Genomic DNA, 21,881 nt, shown 5'->3' with positions numbered 1-21,881 from the left:
AAAAATTCAATATACTTTTTGTTTTGTTTTATATACGTAAGCCAGAATTTCTGCTAAAACTTTAAAAAATTCTTCCGGCACTGCCTGGTCAATTTCCACCTGATCATATAACGCACGGGCAAGCGGTCTGTTTTCTACCATCATGACATCATGCTCTTTAGCAATTTTCCTGATTTTTAACGCCAGGTGGTCGACACCTTTTGCAACAATATAAGGAGCGTCCATTTTTTCTTCATCATATTTCAAAGCAATCGCATAGTGAGTCGGGTTTGTGATAATGACATCTGCTTTTGGAACTTCCTGCATCATCCGCCTCATCGCCATTTCCCGCTGTCTTTGTTTAATTTTAGACTTGATAATCGGGTCTCCTTCAGATTTTTTGTACTCATCTTTTATATCTTGTTTTGACATTTTGATATTTTTCTCATAGTCAAATCTCTGATATAAATAGTCGAGACCAGCAAGTATCAACAATGCACCTGCACCGCTTAGTCCCATCCACAAAGTGAGTTTTGAAACGAAAGAAAGTGCCTCTTCGGGTGTCAGGAGAGGAAGCCGGAGAATTTCTCCATAATGCAGCCAAAGCACAGCAAAAGCCGCAAAACCGACGACTACGATTTTCAAAATTGATTTAATCAGCTCTACAATCGCCCGCATACTGTATATTCGTTTAAAGCCTTTGATCGGATCCAGTTTTTCAAGCTTAGGCTGTATCACTTCAGCAGAAAATAAGAACCCAACCTGCATATAGTTGCTTACGACTCCTGCAACAAGAGCAACAAGCAAAATCGGTGCGAGTATCATGCCCATATCCTTTAATAAGCTGACAAACAATGTATGCACATTTGATTCTGAGAGCTTCATTGTGAGCGATTCGGTATAAAATGTTTCTATGAATGACAGCAGCCTGTCTCTCATATACGGACCAATTGCAATAAGCGAAAGGAATATTACCAGTAAAGAAACGGCGGTATTGACATCCGAGCTTTTGGCTACCTGCCCTTTTTTTCGCGTATCCTTCCGTTTTTTCGGAGTTGCTTTTTCTGTCTTCTCTCCCGCAAAAAACTGCAGGTCAACTCTAAGCTTCATTAAGAAACACCGACCAATGCTAAAAGATTCCGCATCGTTTCAATCGTTAAACTGAAAACATTCCGGACAACGACGAAGATAACGGACATACATACAATGAGCATGATGAAACTGACAGCGATCTTTAAAGGCAGACCGACCACAAATACATTTAACTGCGGAACAGTTCGAGCCACGATGCCTAATGCTAAATCAACTAGAAACAAGCTGGCCACAACCGGCGCTGACATTTGAAAAGCGATAATAAACATTGCATTAAAGCTTTTCGCAATAAAATAGGCAAACTTTTCATCGCCGAAATTCGGAAATGCCTGATCAACTGAAATATACTGAAAGCTGTAGTAAATACCATCCAGCAACAAATGGTGGGCATTGACACTCAGCATAAACAAAAGTGCCATCGTATAGATAAACTGGCCAATCAACGGACTTTGTGCACCGGTTTGCGGATCAATAACGTTTGCTATTGAAAATCCCATTTGAAAATCAATAAACGAGCCGGCAATCTGCACTGCGGCAATCATCATATAAGCAATTAAACCCAGACATAGGCCGACCAAAGCTTCTTTAAACGCCAAGAGCATATAGTGCTCATCTATCTCCAAAGAGGGCGGTTTATCAATGGTGCTGAAACAAATAACTGCAAGAAAAAAAGCAAATCCTATGCGATGAACAGCTGGCACATTCCGATGTCCAAATAGCGGAATCGTTACAAAAAAAGCAGAGATTCTAATAAAAACCAATAAAAAAGCAGGAAATAAGTCAATAATTGAATTCATCTCTACATTACCCTGCAAAACGATTTAAATTAGAAAACAGCTCTGTTGTAAATGAAAGAATCGTCGACAGCATCCACGGACCAAAAAAAATGAGAGCCAGGAGAACCGCCACGATTTTCGGAATAAACGCCAAAGTCTGTTCCTGGATTTGAGTTGTCGCCTGAAATATGCTGACAATTAAACCGACCAGTAAAGCAATAGCCAATAATGGCCCGCTGATCATCAGCGTTACGTATACGGCTTTTTCCGCCATAGAAATTACAAATTCTGAACTCACGTTTAGCACCTACCCTAAAAGCTCTGAAGCAAAGATTTCACAATTAAATACCAGCCGTCTACCAAAACAAAAAGTAATATTTTAAAGGGCAGAGAAATCATAACTGGAGGCAGCATCATCATTCCCATTGACATCAAGACGCTCGCCACTACCATATCTATAATTAAAAAAGGGATAAAAATCATAAAACCTATTTGAAATGCTGTTTTAAGCTCCGATATGGCAAAAGCCGGAACCATTGTTGTTAACGGAATATCCTTTAATGATTCAGGTTTATCCATTTTCGCGTAATTCATAAACAGCGCCAGATCCTTCTGCCTTGTGTGTTTACTCATAAATTCTTTAATCGGTTCCTCAGCTTTCGTATACGCTTCATCCAAGCTGATTTTGTTGTCCATTAATGGGGTCAGCGCTTCTTTATTAATTTCTGAAAAAGTAGGAGCCATAATAAAAAATGTTAAAAACAGCGCAAGCCCGATAAGAACCTGGTTTGGGGGCATAGATTGCGTCGCAAGTGAAGTTCTGACAAATGACAGAACAATGACGATGCGAGTAAAACAAGTCATAAGAATCAATATTCCAGGCGCCACTGAAAATACAGTTAACAATAATAGTAATTTAACAGTTGAACTTACGTTTTCCGGATCGCTTGAACTGAAAATATTAATAAACTCATTCATGATGACGTGGGCCTTTCTTCTTTCCTTCAGAACGGTTTTGTTTTAACTCTTCAAGTTGCTCTTTTAATGCTTTTGAAAATGAAGGCAGTTTTTGCTGCGGCTGATGTTCAGAACTCTTATGCGGCTTCACAAACTTTTGCCACTCTATTTTGCTTGACATTGCCTCTTCATGCTGACTGAGAATGACTTCAATCTCTTTTTCATCCTCAATTTCTTTCAGCAGCTGGATCGTCTCTCCTACACCGACGACGAGCACACTTTTCCCGACCTTGATCAATTGTATGGATCTGTTCTGGCCGACCGATGTGCCGCCAATATTTTCAACATATTGAAAAGGCTTTAGGAGCCGATTTCTTTTGTTCATGAGCTTAACCAGCCCGTAAATCAGCACGATAACAAACAGTAAAGCGAAAATCATCTTTACAAAATCAAAAGCTGAGACAGAAGGAGCAGCCGCTCCCTCCGTCTCATCAGCAGTTTTTGTTGTTTTCTCTTTCTTTTGTTCTGACTTATCTGCAGTTTTTTCATCTTTCTTTTGAAACCATTCGTTTACAGTTGAATTATCAGAGTCTGCCGCGGCAGCAGCAATCGGATGTACACTGAATAAAACGAAAAAACAAATAAAAACGATAAAATATTGACTCTTTTTCAACAGTCGTACACCCTTTAACTTAATGTTTTGTTGATTGCTTCAAGCACACGGTCAGCCTGGAAAGGTTTCACAATGAAATCCTTAGCGCCGGCCTGAATGGCATCAATAACCATTGATTGCTGTCCCATAGCAGAACACATGATGATTCTTGCCTGCGCATCAATTTGTTTAATTTCTTTTAATGCTGTAATACCATCCATTTCTGGCATCGTGATATCCATAGTAACAAGGTCAGGTGAATGCTCTTTATATTTCTCTACCGCTTGTGCTCCATTTTCAGCTTCCGCCACAACTTCAAAACCATTTTTAACCAAAATATCTTTAATCATCATTCGCATAAATGCTGCGTCATCTACAATTAAAATTCTATGTGCCATAATCTATCTCTCTCCTTGTGTTTCGTTATTTTAAATTATTAATGCGCTCTGCCTGGCTTAAAATGTCAGTGACTCTTACTCCGAAGTTTTCTTCAATGACAACGACCTCGCCTTTGGCAACGATACGCTGATTAACTAAAATATCTACAGGCTCACCGGCTAATTTATCAAGCTCGATAATACTTCCGGCAGAAAGCTCTAAAATCTCTTTTACGCTTCTCTTCGTTCTGCCAAGCTCAACAGTAATCGAAAGCGGGATATCCAAAAGCATATCCAGATTATGAATAGGGGCTTGTACAGCTTCGTTTGGATCAAACGCTGAAAATTCCACCGGTGAAACCTGAACTGGCGCTGCTTTTTTTGCTGTTCCCTGCCTTTTTGGCGGCTGCTGCTGTTGCTTCGGTTCAATACGCGGCTCTGGCGTCACAGGCTCTTTCGGCTGTTCGTATGTAACTTCAGGCTGCACCGTTTCTTCTTCCTCTGCACTTTCTGAGTTCATAAGGCTTGAAATTAAATCTTTCGCAAATGTCAATGGGTAAAGCTGCATAATGCTGGAGTCTATTAATTCTCCCACCTTTAAGTTGAAAGAAACTTTCACCAGCATTTCATCATCAGGAATACGGTCTGTACCCTTTTCTTCAGTAACATCCAACAATTCAACCCGAGGAGGCGAAATATCAATTTTTTTACTGAATACAGTAGACATTGATGTGGCAGCCGATCCCATCATTTGGTTCATTGCTTCTTGAACCGCACTTAAATGGATTTCACCCAGTGAAGGGTCCGCACCTTTTCCGTCTCCCCCGATCATTAAGTCAGCAATGATCGCCGCGTCACTTTGTTCCACGACTAACAGGTTGCTTCCGCTGAAGCCCTCCGTATAATTCACTTCAATCGCTACATACGGTTCAGGAAACGCATCGCTGATTTTACTTCTTGGAATGACCGTTACGCTTGGAGTCGTAATATCGACCTTTTGATTTAAAAGCGTTGAAAGTGCTGTCGCAGAACTGCCGAATGAAATATTACCGATTTCACCGATCGCATCACGCTCCATTTCCGATAAGTCATCTACTTCCGGAACCTCTGGCTCATCAAGCGTGCTGCCAGTACCGTTAAGAAGCGCGTCAATCTCATCTTGAGATAATCTATTATTCTCCATCTTGTTCACCTCTTATGTCGTGATCTAAAATTTGCACTGCCTGTTTTCGATTCACCCGGCCGGCTTGTCCTAAAAATTTCGGCTTATCTCCGACCAATACAGTAAGAGGATCCGTGACTGATTTGTCCAAAGTTATGCAGTCTCCGACTTCTAAACTTAAAAACTCTTCTATCGTCAGTTCAGATGTGCCGAGCTCGGCCACGACAGGTATTTGTGCTGTCATGATACGTTTTTCAAGCGACTTTGTTTCCTCAGGCTTTGGCTCATTTCGGTCTGATTGCATCCAATAGTGGACTGAAAGCTTCGGTATGAGCGGCTCGAGTACGATATGCGGGATACAGAGATTAATGACACCGCTGATTTCACCAATTTGAGTATTGAGCGAGATCACCACGACTGTTTCATTAGGAGATACCATCTGAACAAATTGCGGATTCACTTCAAACTCAGTCATTTCCGGTTCAATATCAGCAATTGACTGCCAAGCTTCTTTATAATTACCCAGTGCATTTTCAAATAAATTAGAAATGATTTTTGTTTCAATTTCTGTCAAACTGTCAACCTTGTTATGACTGATTCCAATCCCGCCCATGACCCGATCCATCATCGTATAAGCTATCGTGGGGTTGACCTCCATCATAATTCTTCCTTCCATCGGATGAACATCAAATAGATTTAGAATCGTCATGTTCGGGATCGATCTGATAAATTCCTCATACGGGACCTGGTCAACAGAACTGACAGATATGTGAATATATGTTCTGAGCTGAGCAGAAAAATGAGTGGTAAGAAGTCTTGCAAAATTGTCATGAATTCTCGTTAAACTGCGGATCTGATCCTTAGAAAACCGCAGCGCACGTTTGAAATCATAAACCTTGACTTTCTTCTCTTTTTCTTCTTTTTTCAGCTCTTCAGCGTCCATTTCACCTGTTGATATTGCAGAAAGCAGTGCATCTATTTCATTTTGGGAGAGAACTTCTCCTGACATTTTCCTCACCTCCGTATTCTGTCAAATTATGCTTTATTGCAGATTAAAGGAGGTAATATACACTTTTTCTACTTTTCCTTCTTGGAGGTAGCTATTTATTTTATCTTTTAGTTCCTTCTTAAAGGTTTCTTTTCCCTTGTCTCCCTCAATCTGATCAGCATTCGTATCAGCCAGCAGTGATATAACAGCGTCTTTCACTTGGAAATCACGTTTCTCAAGTTCTTCTTTTGATTTATCAGAATCGGTTTCAAGTTTAATAGCAAGACGGATAATGTTATCAGACTTTAAATTTGTTGTGATCTCTTCTACATCAACAGAAGACGCAACGATTTCATCAATACTTTTTTTCGCTTCACTTTTTTCGGACTTTCCGCCTAAAACAAAATAAGCCGCCGCCCCGAGAGCACCAATTACGATAAGAATAATTAGTAATATGATCATTAACTTTTTCTTCATTCCGGTTCCTCTATTCCTTGATCCATTGCAAATATTTGTATTTTTCGGTAGAAAGCTGCGATCTTTTCCAGAACAGCTTCTTCATCTTCTTTTACTACAAACTTCTTACCATTTGACAGAGTAATTGTAGTATCCGGAAAACATTCAATCTGTTCAATAAATAGCGCATTCAGTGTAAAGGGCTGCCCGTTCAAACGGGTTACTTTAATCATAAAACAGCGGAGAAGCGATTACTCGCCTCCCCTCCCTCCTTAACGTTTAAGGTTAACCAGTTCTTGAAGGATTTCATCAGATGTTGTAATAATTTTTGAGTTTGATTGGAATCCGCGCTGGGCTACGATCATTTCAGTAAATTCGTCAGTTAAATCGACGTTAGACATTTCGAGAAATCCTGATTTAAGAGCACCAGTTCCGCCGTCACCAGGCTGGTTCGCTGCACTGGCCGTACCAGAGTTTAAAGATTCACGGTATAGGTTGCTTCCGATTTTATCCAATCCATCACTGTTGGCAAAAGTAACAATCCCGATTTGTCCCCCGTCTTGTGTTTTCCCCTCAGCATCAACAATTGACACCTTTCCATCAGAACCAATGCTAAAGCTTTGAGCGTCAGTAGGAATTTTAATTGTTCCCCCATTCATATTTAACACATGGTAGCCATCACCTGTAACCAGTGTTCCGGTGTTATCTAAATAGAAGTTCCCTGCTCTTGTATAAGCTGTCCCGTCACCTGTATCAATTCGGAAGTAACCGTCGCCGTCAATTGCTAAATCAAGTGTTCTTCCTGTACTTTGTGTCGCGCTTGTTGAATGAATTGTATCAATTGTGCCAGATGATGAACCTAAACCGATTTGCTTAGAGTTTGTTCCGCCGATTGTTGCACCAGCAGCAGAACCGCCGGCAATCGTTTGGCTTACCATATCTTTAAAGGTCACACGGCTCTTTTTGAATCCTACTGTATTTACGTTGGCAATGTTGTTACCGATTACGTCAAGCTTTGTTTGAAAGTTTTTCATACCGCTGATTCCAGAATAAAGTGAACGTAACATAATATATTCCCCCAGATGTTTTTATTTAGATGATTGTCCCACAGACATGACATTCGCAGGACTGATCTCGGTCCCATCATCAAGAACGAGATAATAATTTCCTTTAAAATGTTTAACAGAGCTTACTGTGCCTGTTTTATCTGTTGCACTTTTACCATCAGTCCAAGATACTTCTTTTCCCATCCAATCAACATACGTTGTAAACGGATCTTGGTTTTCAACGAATTGAGTCATTGTCGTGTTCAGATTCATCATTTGCTCCAAGCTTGAAAAAGTCGCCATCTGGCTGATAAATTCTTTATCGTCAATCGGGTTAAGCGGATCTTGGTTTTGAACTTGAGTCATTAATATTTTTAAAAACTCGTCTTTCCCCAAGCTGCTGTTGTTCGTCGACACAGTGTTCGTTTTTTCAGGCAGTTTATATTCTGAACTTATAGAAGTCATTCTTCTTCCTCCATTTCAACCATCGACACTTCATCGAGCAGATCGCCAAAATCATTTGATTGCTTTTTCTGTCTTTGCTGTCTCTGCCCCTCTTGCTGCTGTTTCTGTTCATCAGCAAGCTGGCCGTATATCGGCTGATCCCCGCTTTGGACCGGAAGAGTAAAACGGTCAATTTGGACGGCCATATTCGGCAATGATTGCTTCAGCTGAGGAAGATGCTGTTCAAGCAATTCTTTTGCTGATTGGCTAGATGCTATGATTTTACTCTGAAACATTCCATTTTCATTTGTCAGCTTGATTGTGACAAATCCTAAATGTTCAGGGTTCAGCCGAATAGTGAAACTTCCCGTCGATCTGCCGAAAGGCGTATATTTCATCTGCTTCCACGCATTAATCACTTGATCAGCCACCGTTTTTGTTTCGGCATTTGGTATATCAGATGACATCTGCTGCAGATCAAGTGTTTGAACTCCTCCTATGCCCCGATACCCCGAAAACAGCATTTGGAGTCCTGATTTACTATCTACAGGCTGAATACTTCCAGAAACATCCGATGCATTTTTGCTGGATGAACTCTGCGAGAGCGGTGTGAGAACACGCTTCCCAAAGTCTTGTGATGATTCGGATGATTTCGATAACAAGAAGGCTTTCAGCTGGCTTTCAGCTAAACTCCATTCTTTGGTCCCTTTTTGAGGAAGCATAGACATTTGATCCATTAAGCTTTGAAAACTTTTCAGCTCTGACGCTGTCATCGAGTAAAGTTTTGAACTTGACTCAGCTTTAGTGAATATTTGCTGTTTAAGATCCTGAATTAGTTGTTGAGATACACCCTTCTTTTCTAATGCAGAAAGGAATTGATCTCCATTTTGGTAAATGGCATGAGCTTCATTGCCATTCCCGAGATCAGTCAGCTTATTCCCTTCTACGAGCTGGCTAATGAACATCTGGATATAGATAAGCTCTTTAGCAGGCTCGGATACTTCATTTTCCTGATTTGATTGCTCTTTATCAGACTTCAGTGCTCCATTAATGTCAGAAGCAGAATCATTGGCACTCAGAGCCGTTTTAGCTTCTGAAAAGATTTTCTCCGTTTCTGTGAGCAATTGATCCGTCCCGCCTGACATTTTTGATTCAACTGCTTGCAAAAGATTTTGCAACATTTGCAGAGCATTCGCATCCAATTGCTTCCCTGTCAGTTTGCTTAATGTTTGCAAAAGATCCGCATTTTGTTTGTCTTGATCTTCAGGACTTGCATTTAGCCATTCACCGATCTTTTTAAGCGCATCTGCTAAAAGCTGATCTTCAGAATTAGGAGTTCCCTTTCCTTGTTCTGAAAGTTCCTTCAATCCAGCCTCAGACATAAGCCAGTTTTGAAAAACTCCCTGGCTACTTTTCATGTTTTTAGCGGCAGAACCCGTTGTGGTTTGCAGCAAAGGTCCGGCTAATTCAAGCAGCTTCACCTTTCATTCCCCCTATTCTTGGCTGGCAGCAATTTTTTCTGTATAGGTTGCTGCTTGCTCAGGAGTCATTTTCGCCAATATGTCAGCAAGCTGCTTTTTGCTTAGGCCATTCAATATTTTCAGTGCTTCTTTCTCCTTTAATTGGGCAATAATTTTAGCAGCCTTTCCGCTGTCCATGCTTTTGTACACACTGATCACTTTGTCATTTTCAGAAGAAGCTTTCGAGTCTGCTGATCCTTCAGTATGATCTTCTGATGACTTTTTTTGATCCTCAGCCGTCTTTTCAAGTGAACGGATCTTTTGATTGAGCCTATCGATTTCTGATTTACTTGTTTCTAGATCTTTATTCAATATACTGATTTCACTTTTTTGATCCTTAATGGTCTTTTCCAGAGCTGCCGTATTACTGCTATCCTTACTTGATGCTGTGCCTTTTTTATTTTCGGTTTCAGGGACCAATTCTTTAAGAACCGGCGTTTTTGCCGCAGCATCCTGTATCGGCTTTAAGACATTGATACCAGTAGCCCAAAGAACAATCCCCCCTGCGATTAATAGAAACATCAGCGGGAGGATAATGATAAGCAAAACCGAACGGAACTTACCTGATTCTTTCTTTTTGCCGGACATTACATTCGCTCCTAATGGCCTTGAATCATAAACTGCTTAATCGAAATATCGTCCATTTCTTTCATTTCTGCAGCTTTATCTTCAAGAGCAAACATTTTAAACTGTTTTTCACGCATTTTTTCAAACTTTTTCACTTCAATGTTTTTCTCTGTCAAAATTTCTTGTTTTTGATTCATTTGATTTCTTTTCATAATGACAAGCTTTTGATAGTGATAAATCGTATTATCAAGATTTGAGACAAATTGTTGGTAGTGCCTCATTTCTTGTACACTCATGCCGCTTTTTAATTTCTTTTCCTTATTTTGTTCCAGCAATTCTTTTTTGCTCATATTCTCATATAATTTTTCAGCAACGTTTTCAAATTCAGAAACTGATTGCTGATACTCGGATAAGGATTGGTCTTTTTCATTTTCTTTTAGTTCCAGCAGCTTTTGGAATCTAAATTGATAAGCCACGTTTATTCCTCATTTCCTGTCAAACTAGTTAATGCAGCAACGCTTTCTTCCAATAAAGCCGGTTCGTCTGTTCCCTGCTTTAAAAATTGAATAAGCTGCGGATAAAATTGTATCGCTTCATCAATTTCTCTGGATGATCCTCTTTTGTAAGCTCCGATATTAATGAGATCTTCCGAATTTTGATATGTCGATAAAAGTTCACGGAATTTATTTGCCGCATCCAGATGCTGTTTTGTTGAAATGTTTGACATCACCCTGCTGATGCTTTTTAGTACGTTAACTGCAGGAAACTGGCCTTTATTGGCAAGCGCCCTGTCCAACACAATATGTCCGTCTAAAATTCCGCGTACAGTATCGGCAATCGGCTCATTCATGTCATCCCCGTCTACCAACACTGTATAAAATGCCGTAATGGTTCCATGCTCGTTTGCACCTGTTCGTTCTAGTAAACGAGGTAAAATAGCGAACACTGAAGGTGTATAACCTTTTGTCGTCGGAGGCTCTCCTGCAGCCAGTCCAATCTCTCGCTGCGCCATTGCCACCCTTGTAACAGAATCCATCATAAACATGACATTTTGGCCTTTATCTCGGAAATACTCGGCAATTGCAGTCGCTGTATATGCCGCTTTCAATCTCATTAATGCTGGCTGGTCTGAGGTGGCAACGACTACAATCGATCGTTTCAACCCCTCTTTCCCCAGATCTTTTTCAATAAACTCCCGAACCTCTCGTCCGCGTTCTCCGACAAGTGCAATGACGTTTAAGTCAGCCTCTGTCTGCTTGGCGATCATCCCCATTAATGTGCTTTTTCCGACACCGCTTCCTGCAAAAATTCCAATCCGCTGGCCTTTACCGACTGTCAGCAAGCTGTCAATTGATCTGACTCCAACACCCATCTTTTCACGGATAGGCGGCCGTTTCATCGGGTTGGGCGGTGATTGCTCCGTTGATACAGGCGAAAGCCCTTTCGGCAGAAGCTTTCCGTCAAGCGGTTCTCCAAAAGCATCGATGACTTGTCCGATCAGTCCGGTCCCAACTTTAACCCGAAGTGATTCCCCAGTAGCTTCTACAATGCTGCCAGGTGCAATGCTCGCAGCCTCTAAATAAGGCATAAGCAAAATATTTTCTTCCTGGAAGCCGACTACCTCAGCTTTAATGACTTTCCCAGACTGTCCTTTTGCATAAATCAGGCACAGGTCGCCAATTGAGCTTGCTGGCCCTTTTGATTCAATCATCAAGCCGATTACCCGCTTGACTTTTCCGTACCGTTTATACGAGTCTGTCATTTCTATACAATCTATCAGACTCTGTGTCTTCATTCAGCTGCACCTGCTTCCAGCGCTGTCAGAAGTTTATCTTTCAATTGCATCAATTGTGTGTCAACACTCGCATCTACCCTGCCAAAAGGAGTTTCAATATAACAGGTTCCTTTTTGAGCTTTTTCATCAGCATATATGCCAAGCCGACATTCTTTATAAAGAAGCTGCTGGATTTCATCTTTTTGCTGAAAGATTGTCTCATAGTAATATGGATCAACATAAATTGATATATCGTCATATTCCTTCACTTCGTTTATAACCTGTTGTACAAGCAGGAGGAAAGCCTCTTTATCATCAGACTTTTGCTGCCAAACTTTTTTTGCTAGGGCAACGGCAAGCTCAACGATTTCTTCATTTGCGTCTTCAAGCTTGTCCTCAACAGCTTTTCTGGACATTTCAGTTATACTGTTTGCTTGGCCGATCAGTTCTGCATACTGTTTCATTGCCTCAGCTTTGCCCAGCGCTACTCCTTGTTCAAAGCCCTCGGCTTTTGCTTCTTCAATAAGCTTCTGTTTTTCAGCCGCCCAATCGTTTTTCTCCTGTTCAATTTGACGGCGAATATTTTCTATATGACTGTTTGCCTGCTCAGAAATCCGATCAGCTTCCTCTTTCACTCGGGCCATAAGCGCCTCCGGGTTCTCTTCAGCCTGCAAAAGGTGAGAATGATCAATACGCACCTCTTGTATAGAAAGTTTTCTTTTTTCCTTTTGTGGAGAAATAGATGATTCTTGTTTAATGATATTAGACAATAATATCATCCCCTCCGCCTCTTGCTATTACAATTTCACCGGCTTCTTCAAGCTTTCTGACGATACTTACAATTCTCGATTGAGCTTCTTCTACATCTTTCAAGCGTACAGGGCCCATAAATTCCATTTCTTCTTTGAAGGTTTCAACCATACGCTGTGACATATTGTTGAATACAATTTCTTTGACTTCCTCGCTTGCAACCTTTAATGAAAGGAGCAAATCGTCGTTCTCAACATCGCGAATGACTCTCTGAATGGCACGGTTATCAAGTGTGACAATATCTTCGAAGACAAACATCCGCTTTTTAATTTCTTCAGCAAGATCGGGATCCTGAATTTCCAATGAATCCAAGATCGTCTTCTCTGTCCCTCTGTCTACCCCGTTTAACACTTCCACAACAGCTTCAATTCCGCCTGTTTGTGTATAATCCTGAGTAAATGCAGAAGATAATTTTTGTTCCAGAATCCGTTCTACCTCATTAATTATTTCTGGAGATGTTCTATCCATAACCGCGATTCTTCTCGCAACCTCAGCCTGTACTTCAGGATTCAGCTCGGATAAAATCTGCCCAGCCTGCACTGGATCTAAATAAGACAAGATTAACGCCATCGTCTGCGGATGCTCTTGCTGGATAAAATTCAAAATTTGTTCAGGCTCCGCTTTTCTGGCAAAATCAAATGGTTTAACCTGCAAAGAAGAAGTCAGCCTGTTTAGAATGTTCTCCGCCTTATCCTCTCCAAGCGCCTTTTCCAGAACTTGTCTTGCATAGCTTAAACCGCCTTGAGAAATATAATCTTGCGCAATGGCTATATTATGAAATTCTTCTATGATTTCATCCTTTTTTTGATGATCGACGCTTCGAACACCTGATATTTCCAGAGTAAGCCTTTCAATTTCTTCATCGGTTAAGTGCTTATAGACAGAAGCTGACACATCTAACCCCAAGGAAATCATGAGAATGGCTGCTTTTTGTTTTCCTGTAAGCTTATCTTGATCACGTCTCGCCATTTCTAATTCCTCCTAATCCTCGGCCAGCCAGCTTCTCAGCAGTTTTGCAAAATCTTCCGGCTTGTCTTTCGCCATCTTTTCAAGCTGTTTTCGTCTGACTGATTCCGCTGTTTCATTTTCCTCTTCGTTGATATCAGGCAAATTGATTGGTTCTTGAGGAACCTCATACTCATATTCCTCAAATTCATCCTCTTGCGCCCGTTTCTTTCTGATAAGCATAATGATCAGAACAATGATCGCTGCGATTAAAACACCGCCTACAATATATGCCCACAGCGGGATACCTGAGGATTCTTCCGTATTTGTATCCAAATTGACTTTTCCGTCGAATGGCTGAACGGAAACAACAATCTTATTATTGATATCAGCATCAGATAAATTCTGATTTTGCGTTTCATCTTTATCCAAAGATGTTCTGACTACAGTTGAAAGGATTTTTTGTATATCATCCTGTCTTTCAGTTGATAGCGACGCAGTGTTTTTGGCATCAGGCGGCTCTACCATTACTTGAATCCCTAAATCTCTGACCTTATAAGGACTTTCAGCGATTTCTTTATGAATTCGGTTAACCTCGTAATTGATTTTGTTGCTGTTTTTTTCGTAGTTCCCGCTTTCGGTATTTTCACCGTCAGCCTTATAATTTGTAACATCTTCCTCGCCGGTTCCGGCAGTTCCGCCGTTGGCTGCACCGTCGCCCTGATATGTTTCAGATACCTTTTCAGCGCTGACTGCAATACCTTCCATGTTTTCTTTATCCACAGGCTCGACAATGTCTTCTGTCCGATTTTCTTTTGTGAAATCAATGTCTGCTGTAACGGAGACAACGACTTTATCTTGGCCCATCATCGTACCCAGCAATGACTGTACATGTTTTTGAATGTCTTTTTCAACTTGAGACTTAATTCCTTGCTGAGAAGAATAACTATCCGCGTAGGACCCTGCATCGCTGTCTGATTTGTCGTAGTATGTAGAATTTTGGTCCATGATGACGATGTTATCTTCTTTTAGGTTTGGCACGCTTTTAGATACCAGATGATATAATCCGTTGATTTGGCTTTGATCAAGTGTATAACCCGGTTGAATCTGCAAAACGATTGATGCAGATGCTGCAGATTGCTCCTCACCGACAAACACAGCGTCTTTCGGGAGATTAATCATTACTTTTGAATTTTTAATACCGTCCATTTCATTGATCAAGTTTGACAGTTCTGTCTGTGTAGCTTTCACTTTCACCATATCAAACTCATTGTCTGTCAAACCAAAGCCGGCATTCTGTCCAAAAAACGAATAATCAATTGATCCCGTTTTAGGAAGTCCTTCTGCAGCCATCTGCACTTTCAAAGAATCAACCTGATCCTCCGGAACACTAATCACTGTACCGCCATTCGAAAGTTCGTTTGGCACTTTTTTTGCATCCAATTCTTCTTTGATTTGTCCTGCTTCTTCGGCAGACAAATCTTTGTACAGCGGCGCCATTTTAGAATTCGAAGCAAAAACACTAATAATAATTCCAATAATAATAATTGCCGCTAAAGCACTAACCATTAAAATCTTTTGTAATTTAGATCTATTTTTCCAAAACTCACTCGTTTTGTTTTTCATTTGCATTAGAGTACGATTCATGTTAACCCCCGGTCATTCCACTCTTTCTCTAAATCGTCAGACCCCCTACATTTGCATTCTCATAATCTCCTGATAAGCTTCCACAGCTTTATTGCGGAACTCTGTTGCTGCAGTTAGAGAGATGCTGGCTTTTTGAGCAGCGATCATGACCTCATCAAGATTTACATCTTTTCCTGCAGCCAAGGCATTAGTCATGTTGTCAGAAGCTACTTGGGACTCATTTAACGAACTAATAGAGTTTTTTAAAAGCTCCGAAAAGCTTGTTTGATTTGAAGAATCTGTTTTTTGGCTATTGTTTACTTGATTTGTTGCATTTTGAGTGTTTTGAGTATTTTGAACCTGAAAAGGAGAAATTGCATTAATCACATTCATTCACCTACTTTCCGATTTCTAACGCCTTCATCAGCATTCCCTTTGTGGCATTCATCGCCGTGACATTCGCCTCGTATGATCTGGTGCTGCTGACAAGATCAACCATTTCCTTTAATGGATCAACATTAGGCTTTTGTACATATCCTTCAGCGTTTGCATCAGGGTCTGTCGGATCATAGACAAGATTAAAATCTGAATCATCCTCCGTAATTTTTGAAACCTTCACACCGTTTCCAGCATTCCCGCTTCCGCTCATTTGAGAATTGAGAATAGAAGAGAACGATTCACCTTTTGACTGAAGGGAAACCATTTTTCTTCTGTAAGGCACCCACTCTCCATTCACCTGCTTAGCTCTTGTCGTATCCATATTTGCTAAGTTAGATGATACAACGTCCATTCTGACTCGCTGAGCTGTTAAAGCCGATGCTGAAACATTTAAGCTATGAAAAGCTGTCATCATTTTCCTCCTGTTAATACGGTCTTCAGCGAATTAAATTTACCGTTCATTCTTTCAACCAAAGCTTGATAGTTGATTTGATTTTGCGCCAATTCTGTCATCTCTTTGTCAACATCAACATTGTTTCCGTTTTGCTGATACGATGTATCTCCGCTCGCAACAATTGAATAATTCGAATCAGTATCAGAAAAATCAACATGACGATAGTCTGTTTTTATCGCTTCAAGACGCGAGGATTCTTGATCTAATAAATTTTGGAAAGAGACTTTTTTTGCCTTATAGTTCGGTGTATCTATATTGGCGATATTATTAGTTATGACTTTTTGCTTAATATCCGCTCTACTCAAGGCATTTTCAAGATTTTGTATCGTTCCAGAAAATAAGCTCAAATCCACTTACCTCCATTTCAGTTTTTTTCACCCTCAATATCCTTGTCGAGAATTGTAAAACTATATGCTTATTGTAAGAAATAACAGGCATAAAGTCTATGAAGTTCGTGTAAAAAAATGTCCTCACAATTATCTATTTTGCAACTAGGTATAAAGTCCTAGATTGTTAGAACTACATTTCTCGCCTTGATATAAGCCTGAAAATAGCAGAATTTCTGTTTTTTCTCCTTTCTTTTCGGCATTTTTGAAACTTTTTGAAGAAAAATGCAAAATTTATTAAAATTATTACATAGAAAGACTTTCAACCCAGGAAATAAAGCTTATTGATTTCCTTTATTTGAAATAAAAAAAGAACCCTCAAAAAGGGTTCTTTTTGTGATTAATGAGATTTTAGATTTTCTAATTCAATTAGGAATTTGTTGTTTAGTACCTTGATATAAGTACCTTTCATTCCTAATGATCTAGACTCGATAACACCGGCGCTCTCCAGCTTTCTGAGTGCGTTCACAATAACAGAACGGGTAATGCCGACACGGTCAGCAATTTTACTTGCAACAAGAAGACCTTCATTTCCGTCAAGCTCCTCAAAAATGTGCTCAATTGCTTCAAGCTCACTGTAAGAAAGCGAGCTGATAGCCATTTGTACGACAGCTTTGCTTCTTGCTTCCTCTTCAATTTCTTCTGCTTTTTCTCTTAGGATTTCCATTCCGACAACTGTTGCGCCGTATTCAGCTAGAATTAAGTCATCGTCATTGAATTGATCTTGTAAACGCGAAAGAATAAGTGTTCCTAATCTTTCCCCGCCTCCGATGATCGGCACAATTGTTGTTAAACCAGCTTGAAACAGGTCTCTGTTCTCAACAGGGAAAGCAGTATATTCACTATTAATATCCAAGTTAGAAGATGTTTCAGGGACATTAAACAGATTTTTCGTATATTCTTCAGGGAATTGACGATCCTCAAGCATTTTTTTCATACGATCATTTTCAATTTGCTGGTTAATAGAATACCCAAGGAGTTTCCCTCTGCGGCTTACAACGAAAATATTGGAATCAATTACATCCCGCAGCGTCTCCGCCATTTCCTTGAAGTTTACCGGTTTCCCTGCCGCAGCTTGCAGCATGGAGTTAATAATTCTTGTTTTTTGTAATAAAGCCATGATAAATAATCCTCCTAAACATTCCTCATATTAAATTTTTCACAATATAAATTGACTTAAATCTTTGTTTTTGGCTATCGTTCCGAGCTTTTCTTCGACATACTGTGGTGTAATCGTTATTTTCTCCATCGTTACATCTGGAGCTTCAAACGACAAATCTTCTAATAGGCGTTCAAGTATTGTATGAAGGCGTCTCGCACCGATATTATCTGTGTCCTGGTTCACATGATAAGCAACTTCAGCAATCTTATGAATAGCTTCGTCAGAAAATTCAAGAGATATACCTTCTGTCTGCAATAATGCCTGATATTGTTTCAGCAGCGCATTATCCGGCTCAACCAAAATTCTCACGAAGTCGTCTACCGTGAGTTTGTTCAGTTCTACACGAATCGGGAAACGCCCCTGCAGCTCAGGAATCAAATCAGACGGTTTGGCCATATGAAACGCTCCTGCTGCAATAAATAATACATGGTCTGTTTTTACAGAACCATATTTTGTGACAACGGTAGAACCTTCAACAATCGGAAGGATATCCCGCTGAACGCCTTCTCTTGAAACATCGGCAGAAGAAGATGCACCGCCGTTCTTTGCGATTTTATCAATCTCATCGATAAAGATAATCCCGCTCTCTTCTGCTCTCTGAACAGCTTCCTGGCCGACTTCATCCATATCGATGAGTTTGCTTGCTTCTTCATTCGTCAGGACTTTTCTGGCTTCTCTGACTGTCATTTTGCGCCGCTTCTTTTTCTTTGGCATTAATCCGCTCAGCGCATCCTGCATGTTCATACCCATCTGCTCCATACCCGAGCCCTGCAGCATGTCAAACATAGAAGGCTGCTGCTCTTCGACTTCTACTGTTACATAGTAGTCTTCGAGCTCTCCTAAAGCCAGCTGATGCGCCATTCGTTTTCTTTTTTCTTCGATGTTTGCTTCTTCCTGGCTCTCCGCCTCATCTTCACCATTCGGCTGGCTGCCTCCAAAAAACATTTCAAACGGATTTTTAACGCCAGATTGTTTTTTCTTCCCAGGAACTAACAGACGAACAATGCGTTTGTTTGCATTTTCTTCTGCCTGTTCCTTTACTTCATTCATTTTCTCTTCTTTTATAAGCCGAACAGAAGTCTCCACAAGATCTCTGACCATTGATTCAACATCTCTGCCTACATAGCCGACTTCGGTAAATTTAGTAGCTTCAATTTTGATAAATGGCGCACCTGAAAGCTTAGCGATTCGTCTGGCAATTTCAGTTTTCCCGACGCCGGTAGGACCCATCATTAAAATGTTTTTCGGAACGACCTCGTCCTTCAGCTTTTCATCCAGAAGACTTCTTCTATAGCGGTTTCTTAATGCCACGGCGACAGCTTTTTTCGCATTTTGCTGACCGACAATATATTGGTCTAACCGATCTACAATCTGTCTAGGAGTTAACGGTTTTTTTTCCATGCGCCTCAAGTCCTTTCTATTCAAGCTCTTCCAGTATGATTTGATCGTTCGTGTAAACACAAATTTCGCCTGCTGTTTCTAACGCGGCTCTGGCAATCTCACTTGCAGACATGCTTTCACCGGCATGCTTTTTCAGTGCTCTTCCCGCTGCCAAAGCGTAATTGCCTCCTGATCCAATCGCGAGAATGCCGTCATCTGGTTCGATCACCTCGCCTGTTCCCGATACGAGAAGCAAAGTATCCTGATTCATAACAATCAGCATGGCTTCGAGCTTTCTTAGCACTTTATCACTGCGCCATTCCTTCGCAAGCTCAACAGCCGCCCGTTTTAAGTTGCCGTTATATTCTTCAAGCTTAGCTTCAAACTTTTCGAATAAAGTGAAAGCGTCTGCAACAGATCCCGCAAAACCAGCAAGAACTTTGCCGTTAAACAGTTTTCTCACTTTCCGTGCCGTGTGTTTCATGACAACAGCCTGACCAAATGTTACTTGGCCGTCTCCGGACATAGCGCTTCGTCCTTTATGCTGTACGGCAAATATTGTGGTCGCATGAAAAGATGACATAAAGGGCCTCCTTTAATTTTTCTTAAATGCTCTTGGATGGTGAGACATATATGTGTTTCTCAACATTTCCTTCGAAACGTGCGTGTATATCTGTGTAGAAGACAGATTGGAATGCCCGAGCAGTTCTTGAACGCTTCTCAAATCCGCTCCTTCATTTAACAGATGCGTGGCGAACGTATGTCGAAGCATATGCGGATGGATATGTAAAGTGCTTGACGCTTTTTGAACAAGCCCGCTTAAAATATGTCTGATGCCACGGGCTGTAAGCGGTCCGCCTCTTTGATTTACGAATAATAGATCATGAGGTTCTTTTGCCTTCATCAGCAAGCACTGTCTTCCGCTATTCATGTATACCTTCAACGCTTCGCGGGCATAAGACCCAAAGGGGATATAGCGCTGCTTCTTGCCTTTACCGTGAACAAGCACAGTGTCCATAAATAAATCAACGTCGTTAATAGTTATGGAACAGCATTCACTGACCCTCATTCCAGTGGCATAGAGCAGCTCTAACAGCGCTTGATCCCTCATTCCGGCCGGCTGGCTTATATCTGAAACTTCAAACAGCTCCTCAAGCTCTTTTTGATATAGAAACTTCGGTATCCGTTTCTCCTGTTTTGGCAGATGAACAAGCTGAAACGGATTTTCTTCAATAAGCTTTTCCCGCATCAGAAACTTATAAAAGCTTCTTAATGCAGATATCTTTTTGCTTATTGTTCTTCTCGATAAACCTTTTTCATAGGCTTCTGTCAAAAAAATCCTAGTATCTTGATATGCAGCTTCTTCAAATCCATTTATACCTTGAACGCGCAGGAAAGTCTCGAATTCTTCAATTGAATCCACATAATTCACAATAGTATATTGTGAATAATTTTTTTCAATTTGTAAATATTCAACGAATAACTTTACGAAATTCTTAACATTCTCCATGCCTAATACCTCCCCAGGAAGGGCTTTTAAATGGTATCACAAATCGCGCTCAGGTTGCAATCAATACCTATATTGTTTTCGAAATTGTTTGAATTGTTTCAATCGCACGGTTCGCGTATTGTTCATTTCGTTCTTTTTTATTTTTAATTTTAACTGGCAATTCTTTCAAAAGCCCAAAGTTTGCATTCATCGGCTGGAAGTTCTTCTGGTTTGTTGTTGTAATATAATGTGCCATACTGCCAATTGCTGTTTCCTGAGGGAAGATCACAAGCTCTTCTCCCAATACAAGCTTCGCCGCATTAATGCCTGCTACAAGTCCTGAGGCAGCTGATTCCACATATCCTTCTACTCCCGTCATTTGGCCTGCAAAGAACAGATCACTGCGGTTTTTAAATTGATAAGTCGGCTTTAACAGGCTTGGAGAGTTAATAAATGTGTTTCTGTGCATCACGCCATATCTGACGATTTCTACATTTTCAAGTCCTGGAATCAACTTGAGAACTTCCTTTTGGTCTCCCCATTTTAAATGAGTCTGGAATCCTACAATATTATAAAGTGTTCCCGCAGCATCATCCTGTCTGAGCTGAACGACGGCATAAGGGCGTTTTCCTGTAACAGGATGCTCTAGACCAACCGGTTTCATCGGACCGAAAAGCATTGTTTTCTTACCCCGTTTTGCCATAACTTCAATCGGCATGCAGCCTTCAAAGAAAATCTCTTTTTCAAATTCTTTTAACGGCACTGTTTCTGCTGATGTTAATGCTTCATGAAAACGGTCAAACTCTTCTTCTGTCATCGGGCAGTTCAAATATGCTGCTTCACCTTTATCATAACGGGATTTTAGGTACACTTTATCCATATCAAGGCTGTCTTTTTCTACAATTGGCGCCGCTGCGTCATAAAAATATAAATAGTCCTCTCCAGTCAGCTCCTTCAGCTGGGCAGACAGCGATTCAGATGTTAACGGACCCGTTGCGATGATAGTAGGGCCTTCAGGAATTTCAGTCACTTCTTCATTAATAACGGTTACGTTTGGATGATTTTTCACCCGATTTGTCACACTTGCGGCAAATTCATGACGGTCTACTGCAAGAGCGCCCCCGGCAGGCACCGAACATTCGTCAGCCGCAGCGATAATGGCTGAATCAAGCGCACGCATTTCTTCCTTTAATACACCGACAGCGTTAGCAAGTGTATTAGAGCGAAGAGAGTTGCTGCAGACAAGCTCAGCAAATTTATCTGTATGATGCGCAGGCGTTTGTTTAACTGGCCGCATTTCATACAATTTGACTTGAATCCCACGTTTGGCAAGCTGCCATGCTGCTTCACTTCCTGCGAGTCCGGCTCCGATTACATTCACTGTTTGTTGGTTCATCTTTC

The 21,881-nt window shown here is 40.8% G+C and carries 27 protein-coding genes; all 27 read right to left on the bottom strand.

Annotated elements, in window-relative coordinates:
* Positions 1 to 6: 6 nt before the first annotated feature.
* Positions 7 to 1,089 carry a flagellar biosynthesis protein FlhB gene (flhB, locus tag ACFVP7_RS09435; protein ID WP_003231949.1) on the bottom strand — a complete coding sequence of 361 codons (1,083 nt, stop codon included), beginning with the start codon at positions 1,087 to 1,089 and terminating at the stop codon, positions 7 to 9.
* Positions 1,089 to 1,868 carry a flagellar biosynthetic protein FliR gene (gene fliR, locus ACFVP7_RS09430; RefSeq protein WP_003245510.1) on the bottom strand — a complete coding sequence of 260 codons (780 nt, stop codon included), beginning with the start codon at positions 1,866 to 1,868 and terminating at the stop codon, positions 1,089 to 1,091. The genes flhB and fliR overlap by 1 nt, the downstream gene beginning before the upstream one ends.
* Positions 1,869 to 1,875: 7 nt before the next feature.
* On the bottom strand, positions 1,876 to 2,145 hold the full coding sequence (fliQ, locus tag ACFVP7_RS09425) for a flagellar biosynthesis protein FliQ (protein WP_003220888.1): 270 nt from the start codon (positions 2,143 to 2,145) through the stop codon (positions 1,876 to 1,878).
* Between the two features lie 14 nt (positions 2,146 to 2,159).
* Complete coding sequence (gene fliP, locus ACFVP7_RS09420) at positions 2,160 to 2,825, bottom strand: flagellar type III secretion system pore protein FliP (RefSeq protein ID WP_003245692.1); 666 nt, start codon at positions 2,823 to 2,825, stop codon at positions 2,160 to 2,162.
* Entirely contained in the window at positions 2,818 to 3,477 is a 660-nt protein-coding gene (gene fliZ / locus ACFVP7_RS09415) for a flagella biosynthesis regulatory protein FliZ (RefSeq protein WP_076457714.1), read from the bottom strand. Before fliZ ends, fliP begins: the two co-directional genes overlap by 8 nt.
* A 14-nt stretch (positions 3,478 to 3,491) precedes the next feature.
* A complete protein-coding gene (gene cheY / locus ACFVP7_RS09410) occupies positions 3,492 to 3,854 on the bottom strand; it encodes a chemotaxis protein CheY (RefSeq protein WP_014476812.1) in 363 nt (120 codons plus the stop codon).
* Between the two features lie 25 nt (positions 3,855 to 3,879).
* Complete coding sequence (gene fliY / locus ACFVP7_RS09405) at positions 3,880 to 5,016, bottom strand: flagellar motor switch phosphatase FliY (RefSeq protein ID WP_014479788.1); 1,137 nt, start codon at positions 5,014 to 5,016, stop codon at positions 3,880 to 3,882.
* Entirely contained in the window at positions 5,006 to 6,004 is a 999-nt protein-coding gene (fliM, locus tag ACFVP7_RS09400; protein ID WP_003220879.1) for a flagellar motor switch protein FliM, read from the bottom strand. Before fliM ends, fliY begins: the two co-directional genes overlap by 11 nt.
* Positions 6,005 to 6,037: 33 nt before the next feature.
* Entirely contained in the window at positions 6,038 to 6,460 is a 423-nt protein-coding gene (gene fliL, locus ACFVP7_RS09395) for a flagellar basal body-associated protein FliL (RefSeq protein ID WP_003231964.1), read from the bottom strand.
* Positions 6,457 to 6,672, bottom strand: a complete 216-nt coding sequence (swrD, locus tag ACFVP7_RS09390) for a swarming motility protein SwrD (protein ID WP_003231966.1) — start codon at positions 6,670 to 6,672, stop codon at positions 6,457 to 6,459. The genes fliL and swrD overlap by 4 nt, the downstream gene beginning before the upstream one ends.
* A gap of 39 nt (positions 6,673 to 6,711) precedes the next feature.
* Positions 6,712 to 7,506: a flagellar basal body rod protein FlgG gene (gene flgG, locus ACFVP7_RS09385; protein ID WP_003231968.1), complete on the bottom strand. Its 795-nt coding sequence runs from the start codon at positions 7,504 to 7,506 to the stop codon at positions 6,712 to 6,714.
* Positions 7,507 to 7,527: 21 nt separating this feature from the next.
* Entirely contained in the window at positions 7,528 to 7,950 is a 423-nt protein-coding gene (gene flgD / locus ACFVP7_RS09380; RefSeq protein WP_003231970.1) for a flagellar hook assembly protein FlgD, read from the bottom strand.
* Positions 7,947 to 9,410 (bottom strand): flagellar hook-length control protein FliK, encoded by a 1,464-nt coding sequence (locus tag ACFVP7_RS09375; protein WP_257432689.1) that lies wholly within the window; start codon positions 9,408 to 9,410, stop codon positions 7,947 to 7,949. Before ACFVP7_RS09375 ends, flgD begins: the two co-directional genes overlap by 4 nt.
* 12 nt (positions 9,411 to 9,422) lie before the next feature.
* The gene (locus tag ACFVP7_RS09370) at positions 9,423 to 10,037 is read right to left on the bottom strand and encodes a MotE family protein (protein WP_338733780.1); all 615 of its coding nucleotides are present in this window, start codon (positions 10,035 to 10,037) and stop codon (positions 9,423 to 9,425) included.
* 11 nt (positions 10,038 to 10,048) lie between these two features.
* Complete coding sequence (gene fliJ, locus ACFVP7_RS09365) at positions 10,049 to 10,492, bottom strand: flagellar export protein FliJ (protein WP_003231977.1); 444 nt, start codon at positions 10,490 to 10,492, stop codon at positions 10,049 to 10,051.
* A 2-nt stretch (positions 10,493 to 10,494) separates the two neighbouring features.
* Positions 10,495 to 11,811: a flagellar protein export ATPase FliI gene (gene fliI, locus ACFVP7_RS09360; protein WP_338733777.1), complete on the bottom strand. Its 1,317-nt coding sequence runs from the start codon at positions 11,809 to 11,811 to the stop codon at positions 10,495 to 10,497.
* Positions 11,808 to 12,560 (bottom strand): flagellar assembly protein FliH, encoded by a 753-nt coding sequence (fliH, locus tag ACFVP7_RS09355; protein ID WP_003244804.1) that lies wholly within the window; start codon positions 12,558 to 12,560, stop codon positions 11,808 to 11,810. The genes fliI and fliH overlap by 4 nt, the downstream gene beginning before the upstream one ends.
* On the bottom strand, positions 12,553 to 13,569 hold the full coding sequence (gene fliG / locus ACFVP7_RS09350; RefSeq protein WP_003231981.1) for a flagellar motor switch protein FliG: 1,017 nt from the start codon (positions 13,567 to 13,569) through the stop codon (positions 12,553 to 12,555). The genes fliH and fliG overlap by 8 nt, the downstream gene beginning before the upstream one ends.
* Before the next feature lie 12 nt (positions 13,570 to 13,581).
* Entirely contained in the window at positions 13,582 to 15,192 is a 1,611-nt protein-coding gene (gene fliF, locus ACFVP7_RS09345) for a flagellar basal-body MS-ring/collar protein FliF (RefSeq protein WP_010886506.1), read from the bottom strand.
* Positions 15,193 to 15,237: 45 nt separating this feature from the next.
* Entirely contained in the window at positions 15,238 to 15,558 is a 321-nt protein-coding gene (fliE, locus tag ACFVP7_RS09340) for a flagellar hook-basal body complex protein FliE (RefSeq protein WP_003238544.1), read from the bottom strand.
* A 10-nt stretch (positions 15,559 to 15,568) separates the two neighbouring features.
* A complete protein-coding gene (flgC, locus tag ACFVP7_RS09335; RefSeq protein WP_003245521.1) occupies positions 15,569 to 16,021 on the bottom strand; it encodes a flagellar basal body rod protein FlgC in 453 nt (150 codons plus the stop codon).
* Positions 16,021 to 16,410 carry a flagellar basal body rod protein FlgB gene (gene flgB, locus ACFVP7_RS09330; protein ID WP_003245656.1) on the bottom strand — a complete coding sequence of 130 codons (390 nt, stop codon included), beginning with the start codon at positions 16,408 to 16,410 and terminating at the stop codon, positions 16,021 to 16,023. The genes flgC and flgB overlap by 1 nt, the downstream gene beginning before the upstream one ends.
* Before the next feature lie 379 nt (positions 16,411 to 16,789).
* On the bottom strand, positions 16,790 to 17,569 hold the full coding sequence (codY, locus tag ACFVP7_RS09325; protein WP_003220850.1) for a GTP-sensing pleiotropic transcriptional regulator CodY: 780 nt from the start codon (positions 17,567 to 17,569) through the stop codon (positions 16,790 to 16,792).
* A 39-nt stretch (positions 17,570 to 17,608) separates the two neighbouring features.
* A complete protein-coding gene (hslU, locus tag ACFVP7_RS09320) occupies positions 17,609 to 19,012 on the bottom strand; it encodes an HslU--HslV peptidase ATPase subunit (RefSeq protein WP_003245556.1) in 1,404 nt (467 codons plus the stop codon).
* 16 nt (positions 19,013 to 19,028) lie between these two features.
* Positions 19,029 to 19,574 (bottom strand): ATP-dependent protease subunit ClpQ, encoded by a 546-nt coding sequence (gene clpQ / locus ACFVP7_RS09315; protein ID WP_003238555.1) that lies wholly within the window; start codon positions 19,572 to 19,574, stop codon positions 19,029 to 19,031.
* A 12-nt stretch (positions 19,575 to 19,586) separates the two neighbouring features.
* On the bottom strand, positions 19,587 to 20,501 hold the full coding sequence (gene xerC, locus ACFVP7_RS09310) for a tyrosine recombinase XerC (RefSeq protein ID WP_003231988.1): 915 nt from the start codon (positions 20,499 to 20,501) through the stop codon (positions 19,587 to 19,589).
* A 67-nt stretch (positions 20,502 to 20,568) separates the two neighbouring features.
* Positions 20,569 to 21,876 (bottom strand): FADH(2)-oxidizing methylenetetrahydrofolate--tRNA-(uracil(54)-C(5))-methyltransferase TrmFO, encoded by a 1,308-nt coding sequence (gene trmFO, locus ACFVP7_RS09305; RefSeq protein ID WP_003244725.1) that lies wholly within the window; start codon positions 21,874 to 21,876, stop codon positions 20,569 to 20,571.
* Positions 21,877 to 21,881 lie beyond the last annotated feature (5 nt).

Origin of the sequence: Bacillus sp. SG20033, from assembly GCF_044570195.1 — a bacterium.
Taxonomy (GTDB): Bacteria; Bacillota; Bacilli; order Bacillales; family Bacillaceae; genus Bacillus; species Bacillus subtilis.
Note: the sequence above shows the minus strand (reverse complement) of the source record. Positions and strands in the feature narration are given on the sequence as shown.

Bases quoted from the DNA above. Each gene is read 5' to 3' on its own strand.
- flhB (WP_003231949.1), bottom strand. From the start codon at position 1,089: ATGAAGCTTAGAGTTGACCTGCAGTTTTTTGCGGGAGAGAAGACAGAA.
- fliR (WP_003245510.1), bottom strand. From the start codon at position 1,868: ATGAATTCAATTATTGACTTATTTCCTGCTTTTTTATTGGTTTTTATT.
- fliP (WP_003245692.1), bottom strand. From the start codon at position 2,825: ATGAATGAGTTTATTAATATTTTCAGTTCAAGCGATCCGGAAAACGTA.
- cheY (WP_014476812.1), bottom strand. From the start codon at position 3,854: ATGGCACATAGAATTTTAATTGTAGATGACGCAGCATTTATGCGAATG.
- fliY (WP_014479788.1), bottom strand. From the start codon at position 5,016: ATGGAGAATAATAGATTATCTCAAGATGAGATTGACGCGCTTCTTAAC.
- fliM (WP_003220879.1), bottom strand. From the start codon at position 6,004: ATGTCAGGAGAAGTTCTCTCCCAAAATGAAATAGATGCACTGCTTTCT.
- fliL (WP_003231964.1), bottom strand. From the start codon at position 6,460: ATGAAGAAAAAGTTAATGATCATATTACTAATTATTCTTATCGTAATT.
- swrD (WP_003231966.1), bottom strand. From the start codon at position 6,672: ATGATTAAAGTAACCCGTTTGAACGGGCAGCCCTTTACACTGAATGCG.
- flgG (WP_003231968.1), bottom strand. From the start codon at position 7,506: ATGTTACGTTCACTTTATTCTGGAATCAGCGGTATGAAAAACTTTCAA.
- flgD (WP_003231970.1), bottom strand. From the start codon at position 7,950: ATGACTTCTATAAGTTCAGAATATAAACTGCCTGAAAAAACGAACACT.
- ACFVP7_RS09370 (WP_338733780.1), bottom strand. From the start codon at position 10,037: ATGTCCGGCAAAAAGAAAGAATCAGGTAAGTTCCGTTCGGTTTTGCTT.
- fliI (WP_338733777.1), bottom strand. From the start codon at position 11,811: ATGAAGACACAGAGTCTGATAGATTGTATAGAAATGACAGACTCGTAT.
- fliG (WP_003231981.1), bottom strand. From the start codon at position 13,569: ATGGCGAGACGTGATCAAGATAAGCTTACAGGAAAACAAAAAGCAGCC.
- fliF (WP_010886506.1), bottom strand. From the start codon at position 15,192: ATGAATCGTACTCTAATGCAAATGAAAAACAAAACGAGTGAGTTTTGG.
- flgC (WP_003245521.1), bottom strand. From the start codon at position 16,021: ATGACAGCTTTTCATAGCTTAAATGTTTCAGCATCGGCTTTAACAGCT.
- codY (WP_003220850.1), bottom strand. From the start codon at position 17,569: ATGGCTTTATTACAAAAAACAAGAATTATTAACTCCATGCTGCAAGCT.
- hslU (WP_003245556.1), bottom strand. From the start codon at position 19,012: ATGGAAAAAAAACCGTTAACTCCTAGACAGATTGTAGATCGGTTAGAC.
- clpQ (WP_003238555.1), bottom strand. From the start codon at position 19,574: ATGTCATCTTTTCATGCGACCACAATATTTGCCGTACAGCATAAAGGA.
- xerC (WP_003231988.1), bottom strand. From the start codon at position 20,501: ATGGAGAATGTTAAGAATTTCGTAAAGTTATTCGTTGAATATTTACAA.
- trmFO (WP_003244725.1), bottom strand. From the start codon at position 21,876: ATGAACCAACAAACAGTGAATGTAATCGGAGCCGGACTCGCAGGAAGT.